The organism is Brucella pseudintermedia (assembly GCF_008932435.1).
Taxonomy (GTDB): Bacteria; Pseudomonadota; Alphaproteobacteria; order Rhizobiales; family Rhizobiaceae; genus Brucella; species Brucella pseudintermedia.
Genome location: NZ_WBWE01000004.1, coordinates 326,489 through 339,986, shown reverse-complemented (window position 1 = coordinate 339,986; position 13,498 = coordinate 326,489). Strand labels below are relative to the sequence as shown.

Below are 13,498 nucleotides of genomic sequence, written 5' to 3'. Positions count from 1 at the left end.
GTCAAAAATCTCACCCGCTCAACAAACCCGCGATCATCACTCAACCCGAAGGTCAAATCCTCATCAGCGCCTCGTCTGCGGTGCCGGGCTTCTAGATCAGTCAAACCAACCTGTCAACCACTTTTTTTAGAAGAAAATCACAAACTTAATCGAAGCTCTTTTCTTCCAACATCAACAGAACTTCCGCCCCATCAACGTCGCCAGCCTACTCAAATCAAACATCACTGCCCAACTCTTTCAACCAACCCCAAGGACGCATCAGCCTGCCGCTTGCGGCGCCGCCGCCCTCGTTGTGGCGCCATATAGACCCCACCAAACAAAACTGTCAACGACCAATCATAACTTTTTTCAAAATTTCTTTCCACAGGCATCCAATGAAGAGGACCGATCAAAGAGGCCTTTCCAAAACACAAGCAAGAGCGTTATGCGCTATTCTGGTTCGTATTCGCGCGCACCGTCATCCTTGGCAAATAACACGCATGCACCCTGAGATCCGCGCGGATCATAGGCATAGCCTTTAGCCGCAAGTGCATGGGTCATGTCCCGGATACCGGCCAGTCCGTATAAATGATCGTGCAATTCCAGAAAAATGCGTTCCACACCCGGCAAATCGGCATTCTGCAGCAGATCGCGCTCGGCACCCTCGATATCCATGACGAGGACATTGATGCCGTGGCGAGCGATGAACTCATCAATATTGGTCGAGCCTAGCTCTATGGCGTGTTCGTAAGGCCCCTGATTCTCATCCATGGACGACATCCATAGATCGCGCCGGACATAAAAGCGGAAGGAAGAAGGCTCACCCGCGGTCAGAATGCCCTGCGAAAGCACGACGTTTTCGAGACCGTTAGCCTCAACCACACGCTGGGCAAGCGCCGCTGTTGCCGGGTTCGCCTCGAAAGCCCAGACAGACACATCCGCAATCTTGGCAATAATTGATGTAATGATTCCGATGCCTGAACCGAGTTCCAGAACGCGATCGCCCGGCTTGACCGCCTTGTAAATCGAACGTGCTTCCTTGGCTTCGTAGCTGCCGCTCGTCAAAGCTTGCCAAATGATCGGCGAAACTTCGTCGGAAGCGATCGGTACGTTAATCCCATGTACTTTCAGCAATTTTCTGCGCCCCGATTGCCCACGAAACCTTTTTCCGAATGAACCGGCAAAAAAGTTCCGGCTGACTCAATACATTACATCGGAATGTAACTCCACGATGCAATTACATATGTAACATAGACTGATTTGCGTTTTCGAAGCCAGTTATCACGCGATGATATCATCCATGACTTGACGCCAAGGCGGCTTGGCTGTGGAGGTGTTTGAGTTTTGAAGCCGGCATAGGCTTGCCTATCAGATACCCCTGCACCTGATCACACCCCAGTCGTTTGAGGCATTCAAACTGCTCCTCGGTTTCAATGCCTTCCGCGATTGTTATCATTCTGAGGCTGCGCCCTACCCCGGTTACGAGTTCAACGATCGCAAGTGCGTCCGGGCGGGTCGTCACATCGCTAACGAAAGTACGGTCGATCTTGATCTTGTCGAACGGAAACCCGCTCAGACTACCCAGCGAGGAATAGCCTGTTCCGAAGTCGTCCATCGCGATCTGGATATCCAGCGCCTTCAACTGACGCAGCGTGCTTAAGGTCTGCTCGTTTTTGTCCAGCAGAACCGACTCAGTAATCTCAAGTTCCAGCCGATCCGCACTAAGTCCGCTTCGATCCAGCGCATCAATAACGCTCTGAATGAGGTTCAGGCTTCGGAACTGAACGGAAGAGAGATTGACTGCGATCTTGAGGGGCTTGTTCCAATGGGCAGCTTCCAGGCAGGCTGTCTTGAGTACCCAGTCTCCGAGAGCATGAATAAAGCCTATCTTTTCAGCAACCGGTATGAATTCGGCCGGTGAGACCGAACCGCGGACCGGATGGGTCCAGCGAAGCAATGCCTCATAACCGCATATTTTCCGTGTCAACGTGCAGGCTTGCGGTTGATAGTAAACTTCCATTTCACCGTTCTCCAGTGCTTTCTGAAGATCGGCCTCGAATGCTTTCTTTTCCCGCAAGCGTGTCTGCATTTGGAATTCGAACACACTGGCGTGACCGGGTCCAAGCGCCTTTGCTTCATAGAGCGCAAGGTCGGCATGTTTGAAAAGCTCTTCTGTATCGGGCTCGCCTTGAGAGATCGCAACGCCGACACAAGTTCCGATTTTTATTTCCAACTCGCCCACGTGATATGGCTGGCTGATGGCCGCCATCAGGCGACCTGCAAGTTCCAAGGCTTCATCTTCCCGCAATCCTGTGGACAGCAAGGCAAATTCGTCCCCACCCAACCGGCACACCATATCGCCGCGTCCGCCAAGCTTGGTGAGCCGTCCAGCCACGGCCTGCAACAATGCGTCGCCCACATCGTGCCCCAGCGTATCGTTGACATCCTTGAAACCATCAAGATCCAAAAGAAAAATGACCGCCGACTGACCTCCAGCATGTGCGGCTTCCAGCCTTTTTTCAAGATCCTGGCGAAACAGAACACGATTGGGCAAACCGGTCAAAGCATCGTGATGTGCATCATGCTCAAGCCGAAAGTTCTGGGACTGGAGTTCACCGGTCGCCTGCCGAAGATCGCTTGTCAGGCGCTGCATGCTGCCATGCGCCCGATCCAGAAGTTTATTGTGGCGAAGCAGAAGAATAACCAGAACCACGCCGCAGATGATGAGGCCCCCCGCCAATCCGGTGTAGATGAGATGCAACTGACGCACTTCTGCCTGTGCGGCATCGATAAGCCCTACGTCATACTCGACGGCCGTTGACGCGAGCGCTGTCATTGGTCCGTCAAGCATATTCATTGCTTGCAGGATTGTTTTGATACGGTCTACATCCAACTTGTCCAGCTGGTTATCAAGCGTCTGCAGAACATCGCTCAGTTTCAAAAACAGATCCCGGTGCTGCGGGTCGTCCTGAATCAAAGATCGCAGATTGCCCTGCTGCAGCAATTCCAGCCGACCGAGCATGATATCAAGACGAAGCCGTAATTCGTCGCGGCTTTCTTCGTTCATGGTCAGGCCATATCCAGCCAGAACATGCTCGAGCCGCATATATTCGGACACCGTCTGCCCGACGGCCCAGGAGTCGTTATAGCGGGAGAATTTCTGAAGCGCTGTCTGTCGTTCGGCAATGACATAGGCGATATACGCCGTCGCCACCACGAAACAACAGATAATAACGCCTAGAATTCGTCTCACGCTTGCCTCTATTCAACTATTAGCTTGGCGACCTGCCAGGCAGAGCGTGTGTAATAGGTCTGAGTTTGGAGTTGTGGGTCGCTGTCATAAGGGTAAATTATAAACAATGGTCCTTTGTCGCGAACCGGCATGTAATTGCCATCCCGCTTCATGGCAAGAATAACATTGAATCTTTTGAAGTCCTCCAAAGGCAACGAGCTGACATAATCGTTCAAGGCAACAGCAGTCACCTTCGTTCCCTTCGCGCCGACAAGCGACATAAGCTTGTCCATCGAAACGCCTTCAAAACGTACGCGACCATCATACCAGGGATTTGTCGTTTCCACGGTCACCAATCCGATTGCTTCCAGCATGTCCCGGTCAAATTGAGCCGTATCGCCAACATTCGTATTCGAGATGTTGCCGGATATGACAAGAATCGGTTTGCCCGCCGGCTTCGCCAGCGGTTCAGCGATTGCCCCTGATAACCACGCAAGGGGCAGGGCGAGACAGAAAAGGAATCGGATGAGTTTCATTGCATTCTCCATAATAAACTAAACCATTAAATAGAATTGCCTAAATCAACGTGAAGATCGCACGAGTTTTGTACATTTTCATCGTTTTCTGCAATAAATTGAAATATCAAAGCGCCACTGATGCAATGTAACTTCAAATCGCCACAATTGGCGAACCCCTCAAATATTAGATAGGCTTTATATAAAAGTTGCCTTGAAATATGCCATGCCGAATAATCAGTTGAGGCGCTGGTGTCCGCCCTAAACAAACAGGGCATCGCAATAACGTTGCCCTGCAGGAAATAGCAGGCAGGATCATTGATTCAGCCTGCAAGTTTTCCCCCTGTCATCGGCTTCGTCACGCCCGTTGTGCTGGGAAAGCTGATCGGGAGGCCGCGCAGAACACGGGCCGCCAGATAAGCAAAACACTCCGCTTCCACGGCATCGCCGCGCCAGCCAAGCGTTTCCACGGGCACTAGTTCCACTTTCGCACGCTCCACCAGCATCCGCATCATTGTCGGGTTGCGGCGCCCGCCGCCGCTGACTGCAAGCCGCTTGGGGCGACGCGGGAGAATATCCAGGGCCTTGCCTACTGCCGAAGTCGTGAACGCGGTTAGCGTCGCCGCACCGTCTTCGTCATTCAGGCCATCGGCCATCGCGTCCGTAAAATCGAACCGATCCAGAGATTTCGGATATGGCGCGGTCAGATAGGGGTGCTTGAGCAATTCTTCGAGACGTGCTTCGTCTACCCTGCCCTTTGCTGCCAATACCCCGTCGCGATCCATTTCCCCCAACCCACGCGCCTTCATGAAATCGTTGATAGGCGCATTGGCTGGCCCCGTGTCGAATGCAACAAGCATATCCCCGCCATCCCACCAGGTGATGTTACCCACCCCACCGAGGTTGAGTATCGCCGTATTGCCGCTCGGATCGACACTGCGCAACAAGGCAGCATGATATATGGCGGCGAGCGGAGCCCCCTGTCCGCCAGCGCGCACATCTGCTGTGCGGAAGTCGTAGGCGACCTTGGTCCCCAGCAATTCGCTCATCAGCCTTCCGTCACCGAGTTGCCTCGTGTCTCCAGCTCGCCCAGCTTGCGGCGCCCGATGCAAAACAGTTTGTCCATGGAAGCCGACGACGCCGATATCAGCCATCGAAAGCCCGCTTTCCTCCACCAGTTCGCGCACAGCAGCAGACTGTGCGCGCGTCAGCGCTTCTTCCGCCTCGACAAAAACAGCGGGTTCGGATCCTCCGAAATTCCAGACGCGCGCTTCGGCCTGCGCCTGTTCCAGCAGATCGCGAATCCAGCGCGGATAAGGCTTCAGCGCATAAACTCCGAATTCGGTTACGGTTTCGCCGTCCGTTTTCAACAAAGCAACATCGATGTTTCCATCAAGAACGGTACCAGTCATTAGGCCGACGGCCCATATTGGCTGCATAGACGTCTCCTATAATGATGAGATTGCATCGCCAACGCCCTGACGCAGCGCCAGGATACCGCTGTCGAAATGGCGGGTTGGATGAATGCGGTTGGTAAGCAAGGTCCATGCCCGGCCCGCTTCAAAATCGATCCACAAGCCAGTTCCAGTAAAACCGGTATGACCGATCGTGTCCTTCGAATTGAAGCTTCCGCCCGACCAGCCATCATAAGGCCGTTCCCAGCCATGTGTGCGGGTGGCGGACAAGGGCTGACGCATATGCGCGATCACGTTTCGCGATGCCCCGCTGCCATCGAGCAGGCCAAGCGCGAAATCAAGTATGGACGCAGCCGTACCGAACAGCCCCGCATGGGCGGCCCCTTGCAACGCCGAACAGTTATCGTCATGTACCTCGCCGCAAAGTACGCGGTTGCGCCATGTGCAATTTTCCGTGGCGGCGCTCTTTTCCGGCTCTGCCGAAAAGGCGAAGCCCTCGCCCGGGTCCAACTCGCGAATGGACTTGCCGTAAAATCTTTCCAGCGCAAAGCCAAGCAAGATGAAATTGATGTCTGAATAAACCGGTTCGCCTTTGCGCCATTCGCGCTGCAGAACGAATGCGCGCAACAGTTCCGGATCGCGCCCGTAGGTGTATATCGGCTCTACTGATGGAAAGGGCGTCTGGTGTCCAAGGCATTCACGGAACGTGACCCTGCGTTCCCAGGCGTCATTATCATACTGCCGAAGGTCGGGAAGCAGGGTGACCAACGGCGCATCGAGATCAATGACGCCTTTCTCAGCGAGCGCAAGGATGCGAGGCGTCGTGAAAATGACTTTTGTCAGCGACGCAAGATCGAACCAGGTATCGATTGTCATTGCTCGTCTGGCCGGTACAATCTGCGCATAGCCAGTCGCCCTGACAGCCCGGTTGCCGGAAAGATCGACCATTCCTAGCACACCGCCAGGAATGCGGCCCGCGTCGCACGCGCCTTTCATTAAAGCGAACGCCCTTTCAAAGCGGGCCGTAAAGGCGGTATCGACGGAGCCGAAAATGTCTGTTTCAGTCATGATAATTATGCCTCGGTCCGAGCCCTGTGATCGCGGCCATATGTTTGCCATTGTGCGGGAGCCGGCTCATAGCCCAGCGGACGCACGAGCGAGGGCACCTGACGTGTGTCGAGGGCGAAATTTTCATTGCGTCGATCAATACTGGGGACGGCAGAAATCAGCCGCTTCGTATAGGAGTGCTTCGGCGCGGACAAAATCGACGCTGCGTCACCGATTTCCACGATTTGCCCTGCATAGACGACCGCTATGCGATGCGCGATACGCTCTACCACTGCCATGTCATGCGACACGAACAAATAAGCCAGGCCACGTTCTTTCTGGAGGTCAATCAGCAATTCCAGAACTTTGGCCTGCACGGAAACATCGAGGGCTGAAACGGCCTCGTCCAGCACCACCACTGAAGGATTGAGTATCAAAGCCCGAGCGATACAGAGCCGCTGGCGTTGCCCGCCCGAGAACTCATGCGGGTAGCGTTCCAGGCTGTTGGCGGGCAGACCAACACGGTCAAGCAATTGTAGCATCTTCTGCCGCGTTTCCGGCCCAGCGCGCCCGCCAGCCGCAATAACCGGCTCGGCAAGAATACTGTCTATGCGCAGACGCAGATTGAGAGATGCATACGGGTTTTGGAAGACCATCTGCACCAAAGGTGTGTTCCGGGCATCGCTGGTGCCTGTTATACCGATTTCTAACTTCCCGCGTGCAGCGCTGACAAGCCCGAGAATGGCTCGCGCCGTTGTCGATTTTCCCGATCCGCTCTCCCCGACGATCGCCAGCGTTTCGCCCGGAGCGAGATCGAAATCGATGCTTTCCACGGCATGGACGGCCCCGACCTTGCGGCCGAAAACGCCGCCTTTGACGGGAAACCGGACCGTCAATCCTTCGACCGACAGGATCGGATTCGTGCCAGCTACAGCGGTGCGCACGGTATCGGTTCGCACTGCTTTTCCGCTTTCAAAATGCGGTACGGCCTTCAGGAGATGTTGTGTGTAGGGATGCTGAGGGTGGTCGAGAACGGCGCTCAGCTGTCCCTGTTCCACCGCCTTGCCATGCTGCATCACCATGATCTTGTCGGCCATTCCCGCGACCAGACCAATGTCATGCGTGATGAAGATCATCGCCATGCCGGTTTCGCGTTTCAACTCTGCGAGCAGCGCCATGATCTGCGCTTGTACTGTGACGTCAAGTGCAGTGGTTGGCTCGTCGGCGATCATGAGACGCGGATTGCAGGCAAGTGCCGTTGCAATCATCACACGCTGCAACATGCCGCCGGAAAGCTGGTTCGGACAGTATTTGAGCCGTCGCGCGGCATCTGGGATACGTACACGATCAAGCGCGTCCTTGGCAGCAGACGCAGCCTGTTTTCCTGTAAGACCGCGATGAAGGCGGAACGATTCCTCAATCTGTGTACCAATCGTCAGCACAGGATTGAGCGATGTCATCGGTTCCTGAAAGATCATCCCGATTTCCGCACCGCGGATTTTCGTCAGTTCTACTTCGTTCGCTGTTACAAGATCGATTGCACTGCCATTTGTGCGATTGAGCTTGATCGCACCACCAATAATGCGCCCGCCGCCAAAATCCACGAGACGATTGATCGACAAGGCCGTTACAGATTTGCCGGAACCGCTCTCTCCGACAATCGCCAGCGTTTCCCCCACGGCGAGATCGAAACTCACACCGCGCACGATTTCGTTGGCTTCGGGTTTGCGACCGAATCCCACGCGAAGGTCTGAAACAGAAAGAAGCTTGTTCACGCCGCGACCCTCCGCATCCTCGGATCGAGAATATCGCGCAGGGCATCGCCCAAAAGGTTGAAGCCAAGAATACCGATCATGATCGCCAGTCCCGGAAATGCCAACAGCCATGGCGCGGTTTCCATGAGATTGCGCGCATCGGCCAGCATGAGCCCAAGCGACGAAGCAGGTGGCTGCGTGCCGAGACCGAGGAAGCTCAGTCCTGCCTCAGTCAATAGCGACCAGGCAAGCGCCAGGGTGATCTGGACCGTTAGTGGTGCGACCAGATTAAGCAACAGGTGGCGTGAAAGGATGTAACGATTGCTGCTGTGGAATGTCCGCGCCGCGTCGACAAATTCACGTGTTTTGATCGACAAGGCCGGGCCACGGACCACTCGCGTGAAAATCGGGGTGTAGACGATGGCAATGGCGGCAATGCTTGTTCCGGTTCCCGGTCCGGCAACGGCAATGATAAGAAGCGCAAGCAAGATAGCAGGAAAGGCCAGAAGCACGTCCATGACGCGCATGACGGCACCGTCCCACCAGCGTCCGAACCATGCCGCAGTCAATCCCAGAACGGTCCCCGCGAAGGCAGCAACTCCGACCGCGGAAAAGCCCACCACGAAGGACTGCGCAATGCCTGCCATCAGGCGGCTCATGACGTCACGTCCGAACAGATCAGTTCCCATCCAGTGGGCAGCACTTGGTGGGCGCAGCCTGTCTATCCGATACTGCATCAGCGGGTCATGCGGCGTGAAACCGAAATAGCCGAGACAGGCCATAATCAGATAAGCCAGAACGATACACCCGCCGATACGGCCGCTGGGATGAGCAAAAACGGAGCGCAATATCTGCATCAGTTTTCCCCCAGACGAATGCGCGGATCGAGCGCGACGTAAAGAAGGTCAACAAGCAGATTGACGATCATGAAATTGAAGGCAATGAAAAGAATGCTGCCTTGCACCAAGGCATAATCACGCTGCAGAATGGCGTCGAGCACCATGCGTCCGAGCCCCGGCAGAGCATATATCTGCTCGACCAGTACAGCGCCTCCCAGAAGATAACCGAATTCCACTCCGCTCAGCGTCACGACCGGAATCAGCGCATTCGGCAAGGCATGGCGCCAAACGACAGAACGAGCCGAAGCCCCCTTGCTGCGCGCTGTGCGAACGTAATCATCACTGAGAACATCCAACATGGCCGAACGCGATATGCGTGTGACCGATGCGGCGAATGCAAAGCCGAGCGTTATGGCGGGCAAAATCATCTGCAGGAAATTCTGCCACGGGTCGACCCAGAAAGGTGTAAATTCGCCCATTGCCGGCAAAACCCCAAACCCCGCCGACAATATATATATGAAGAGGAGGCCGAGAACGAAGCTCGGGGTCGACTGGCCGACCATTGCGAAGATGCGCACCGCCAGATCGGACATTTTTTCGCTGCGCGTTGCCGCATAAACTCCGGCAGGTAGGCCAACCAGCAATGCGATAATCATCGACATCAATGCCAGTTGCAGCGTCAGCGGAAAGCGCTCCAGTATGACTGTTAGTACCGGCTTTCCGAATGTGACCGATATCCCAAGATTACCTTGCAAGACGTCACCCAGCCAGCGCCAGTACTGCGTGATCCAGCTTTGATCGATACCGAAATATTGCGCCAGCGACTGCCGCTGTTCCGGGGTCAGCAACCCAGCCTCGGTTCCAAGCATGGCAGTGATGGAATCTCCTGGCACCAAACGGATCGCAACGAAAACAAGGATCGACACCCCCAGCATTACCAGAGGAAATGTCAGCAGCCGACGCGTCAGATAATTCATGTCAGGTTACTCACGGCCTGCCGTTCCGCAAGGCACTTGGAAGCCACGCCATAAAGGATGACGTGGCGGATTTCGCAACGTCACTGCCCGATCCGCAGCTTGGTTATGCCGAAGAGCGATCCGGTTGCGCGAGACTCGAAACCGGTGACGTTTTTCTGGTGCGCAACATAAGTGTTGGTCGTATAGAGCCATATCCACGGAGACACTTCCGTTATGTGCTTGTCAAACTCGGCAAAAATCACCTTGCGCTTTTCAAGGTCCGTTTCAGCTCTTCCTTTCTGCATCAGGTCATCGAGCGTGTTGTCGATATACTGCGCGACCTTCTGCAGATTGCCCGCCTTGGTCCAGTAACGGCCATACATCGTATAGGGATCAACCGAACCGCCGTTCAGCGCCACCGCCATGTCGAAGTCACCTTTCAGCCATGTATCGACATAGACGTTCAGTTCCATCATTCGGATATCGAGCTTGATACCGATTTCTGCGAGTTGCGACTGAAGCACCTGCGCCTCGGCCGCAGCGGTGGCAGGCTCTCCATTTGCAGCGATGACCGTTGCCGAGAAACCGTCGGCATAGCCGGCATCCGCCATCAGCTTCTTCGCCTTTTCAACGTCGCGCTTGTAGCAGAAAAGCGTGTTCGGGTCGCTTGCATAGGCAGGCATTGTCAGCGGACCTGTTACCTTTCCTTCGCCCAGCAAGGCCGTGTCGAGCACGTCCTGACGGTCAACGGCGCAGGATATAGCCTGACGCACGGCCAGTTCCGTCATAGGCTTGCGCGACGGGTTCAATTGCAGGACATGATAAGCAAGGGTGGGAGTGCGCACCAACTCCAGAGAGCTTTCGTTCGGCACCATCGTTGCGACCAGCGGATCGTTGAGGAACGCAAAATCGATTTGTTTGGCACGAAGCGCCGCGAGAATTGCCGTCTCGTCCGGCAGAACGCTGATGTCGATCCCGTCGATCACCGCTTTACCGCCGGCCCAATCGGGGTTGGCTTTCAGCACTTCCTTGGAATTCGGTTCCCAACGCTCAAGGACAAACGGGCCCGATCCAACGGCCTTTGTACCTATATTGCCGGCCTTGATCTCGCTTTCAGGAAGAACCGCCGCGTTGACGCTGGCAATCGCCGCCAATAGCGGAACATCGGGCTGTGAGAGTTTGAAGACAACCGTTTCTTCGTCCGGCGTTTCAATTGCAGCGATGGACCCGAAATTGGCACGCGCCACCGCGCCAGTCTTTTCGTCCAGAATACGCTCGAAGGATGCTTTCACATCGGCTGGCGTTACCGGTTGGCCATTCTGGAATTTTGCATTTGCGTCGAGCTTGAAGGTCAGGACCTTGCCGCCCTCGGAAAATTCCCAACTTTTCGCAATGGCAGGCGCGATCTGAAGATCGGGACCGAGACGAACAAGCGGCTCGTAAATGAGTTCAAGCAGGCGAATCGATGAAAATGCCGGCTGCTTATGCGGATCAAGGCCGGTAGCATCCTGAGACCAGGCCATGCGAAGCGTCGCCGCAAAAGCTGTCGACACACCCACTCCGCCAAAGCTTCCGCTGCTCAAAGCCAATGCGGCGGCGCCCGCAACAAGACTTTTCTTGAAAATCGCTCCCATTTTCTTCCTCGCAAATCACTGCAATACTGCTGTCCGACCGCTTCCCCGCTTCGGCTCACGCTTTATTGGCATTTATTGCCTGTCTAAGAAATCCCCCAGCATTCTTTAATGCCTTTCTTGCATCATCCACCGGCATTCCAGTGATGGTGATGAGGATCGCAAGCTTGACGTCATTGTTCGTCAGAGCGAGAATGCGTTTTGCCTCTCCGGCCTCGCAGCCGGTTGCCTGCATCACAATTCGCGACGCACGTGCGACAAGCTTGTCGTTGGTGGCGCTAACATCCACCATGAGATTCTCGTATGTTTTCCCTATCCGGATCATGCTCGCCGTCGTCAGCATATTGAGCACCAGCTTCTGCGCCGTACCGGATTTGAGCCGCGTCGAACCTGTCAGTATTTCAGGTCCGACGATCGGCGATATGGCGATTTCAGCCATAGCCGCAATCGTCGAGTTTGGGTTGCAAGAAAGCGCCACAGTCGTGGCACCAATGGACGCCGCATAAGCCAGCCCCCCGATGACATAAGGTGTGCGCCCACTGACTGCGATTCCCACCACGATGTCGTGCGAAGCCAACCCAATATTGCGCAGATCGGCTTCACCCAGGGATGGATCATCCTCCGCCCCTTCGATTGCATGCTGCAACGCATCCGCCCCGCCCGCAATTAACCCGACCACCATGCCTTCCGGTACGCTGAATGTCGGCGGACATTCAGATGCATCGAGAACGCCAAGACGCCCACTGGTTCCGGCCCCCAGATAAATCAGGCGTCCGCCGTTCCGAAATGCATCCACAATTCTGTCGACGGCCTTCGCGACCTGAGGCAGAACTTTTTCGACGGCGGCGGGCACCAGATGGTCTTCGTCGTTGATGCGACGCACGATAGCAAGACTGGTCAGGAGGTCGATATCCATGGTGCACGGATTGCGCTCTTCCGAAACCAGCTTATCCAGTTCAGATAACAACGGCTGTTCACTCATGCCTTGCCTACCTGTCGAGCGGCGTTCAAACGCGCCGCCTGAAGGTTAATAGGCTAGGATTGGAAATTCTTTTCGTCAACTTGAAGTTGGAATAATTTATTCCTCTATGCGGAGGTCGGCTCCGGACCACCTGGGGACGCTGAAGCGGTCCCGGCGCAGCGTTCCCCAAACACATATCGGTAGTTCATTCCTCTATTTTTTAGGATGTAATTATATATTCCAAAGCAATGCGAATTATCTTACAAACCAAAGGCAACCTATCGACCCCTCCGGCACCGGAACGGGGAATAATTACATGTCGATTCTACAAAAGATCAGCGCCAAACTGAACGAACTCACCGTTGCGGATCGAAAGATCGGTCAGTTTATCGTCGATCATCCGGAACAGGTGTTGAAACTCTCCTCCTCGGCACTCGCGGCGGCGACCGGACGCAGCCAATCGAGCGTGGTCAAGTTCAGCCAGAAATTCGGCTTTGACGGTTATCAGGAACTCAAACTCGCCGTCAGTGAAGCCCGGGTCAAGGATTGGCAGGTTCCAGCGGGTCTGGTGCACGGCTCCATCGAAACGGGCGATGGCTACATCACCGTTCTGCAAAAGCTAATCGGCAGTAAGCTGCAGTCGATGCAGCGAACGATTTCCGCCAACAGCGAGCAGGACATCGACCGGGCATTGCAAACGCTGATCAGTGCGCGACGTATCCACCTCGCCGGTGTCGGAGCATCGTCACTCGTTGCGCGCGATTTTTCCTATAAGCTGATGAAACTCGGCCGCAACGTGACGCACCATAGCGACAGCCACATCCAGATGGCCAATGTTTCGACCTTGCAGGAGGGTGACGTGCTGTTTGCCCTTTCCTATTCGGGAAAGAGTTTTGAAACCCTCCGCATCGCGGAAGAAGCCAGGAAATGCGGAGCGACCGTAATCGCTGTTACAGGCCTCAACAGAAACCCGCTGAATGAAATCGCCAATATTCGCTTGTATACTGTTGCGGATGAAGAGCGAGTTCGCTCGTCATCGATAACCGCACGCGACGCACAACTGATTTTAACGGACTTGCTTTTTATTTTGCTGTTCCAGCAACAATCAGATGCCCATGATTATGTGCACAAAAGCGAAGCTGCAGTGTCCTCGCTGAAACTGTGAGCGG

The 13,498-nt window shown here is 54.9% G+C and carries 11 protein-coding genes; 1 reads left to right on the top strand and 10 read right to left on the bottom strand.

Annotation, left to right across the window (positions count from 1 at the left end):
- Positions 1-429: 429 nt before the first annotated feature.
- The 10 genes from F9K78_RS07770 to murQ all read right to left on the bottom strand — a co-directional run bounded on the left by F9K78_RS07770 (position 430) and on the right by murQ (position 12,350).
- Positions 430-1,113 (bottom strand): FkbM family methyltransferase, encoded by a 684-nt coding sequence (locus F9K78_RS07770; RefSeq protein WP_121986349.1) that lies wholly within the window; start codon positions 1,111-1,113, stop codon positions 430-432.
- Positions 1,114-1,273: 160 nt separating this feature from the next.
- Positions 1,274-3,232, bottom strand: coding sequence for a putative bifunctional diguanylate cyclase/phosphodiesterase (locus F9K78_RS07765; RefSeq protein ID WP_121986348.1), 1,959 nt, complete (start codon positions 3,230-3,232; stop codon positions 1,274-1,276).
- Between the two features lie 8 nt (positions 3,233-3,240).
- A complete protein-coding gene (locus F9K78_RS07760) occupies positions 3,241-3,747 on the bottom strand; it encodes a putative pterin-binding protein (protein WP_121986347.1) in 507 nt (168 codons plus the stop codon).
- Between the two features lie 302 nt (positions 3,748-4,049).
- The gene (locus F9K78_RS07755; protein ID WP_121986346.1) at positions 4,050-5,165 is read right to left on the bottom strand and encodes an anhydro-N-acetylmuramic acid kinase; all 1,116 of its coding nucleotides are present in this window, start codon (positions 5,163-5,165) and stop codon (positions 4,050-4,052) included.
- Between the two features lie 9 nt (positions 5,166-5,174).
- Positions 5,175-6,209, bottom strand: a complete 1,035-nt coding sequence (locus tag F9K78_RS07750) for a serine hydrolase domain-containing protein (RefSeq protein ID WP_121986345.1) — start codon at positions 6,207-6,209, stop codon at positions 5,175-5,177.
- Positions 6,210-6,214: 5 nt separating this feature from the next.
- The gene (locus F9K78_RS07745; RefSeq protein WP_121986344.1) at positions 6,215-7,963 is read right to left on the bottom strand and encodes an ABC transporter ATP-binding protein; all 1,749 of its coding nucleotides are present in this window, start codon (positions 7,961-7,963) and stop codon (positions 6,215-6,217) included.
- Positions 7,960-8,799 carry an ABC transporter permease gene (locus F9K78_RS07740; RefSeq protein ID WP_122066764.1) on the bottom strand — a complete coding sequence of 280 codons (840 nt, stop codon included), beginning with the start codon at positions 8,797-8,799 and terminating at the stop codon, positions 7,960-7,962. Before F9K78_RS07740 ends, F9K78_RS07745 begins: the two co-directional genes overlap by 4 nt.
- The gene (locus F9K78_RS07735; protein WP_121980935.1) at positions 8,799-9,758 is read right to left on the bottom strand and encodes an ABC transporter permease; all 960 of its coding nucleotides are present in this window, start codon (positions 9,756-9,758) and stop codon (positions 8,799-8,801) included. Before F9K78_RS07735 ends, F9K78_RS07740 begins: the two co-directional genes overlap by 1 nt.
- A gap of 80 nt (positions 9,759-9,838) precedes the next feature.
- A complete protein-coding gene (locus tag F9K78_RS07730) occupies positions 9,839-11,371 on the bottom strand; it encodes an ABC transporter substrate-binding protein (RefSeq protein ID WP_121986342.1) in 1,533 nt (510 codons plus the stop codon).
- 55 nt (positions 11,372-11,426) lie between these two features.
- A complete protein-coding gene (gene murQ, locus F9K78_RS07725) occupies positions 11,427-12,350 on the bottom strand; it encodes an N-acetylmuramic acid 6-phosphate etherase (RefSeq protein WP_121986341.1) in 924 nt (307 codons plus the stop codon).
- A 295-nt stretch (positions 12,351-12,645) separates the two neighbouring features.
- On the opposite strand from murQ, the gene F9K78_RS07720 reads away from it, so the two are divergent.
- Entirely contained in the window at positions 12,646-13,494 is an 849-nt protein-coding gene (locus F9K78_RS07720; RefSeq protein WP_121986340.1) for a MurR/RpiR family transcriptional regulator, read from the top strand.
- Positions 13,495-13,498: the final 4 nt, after the last annotated feature.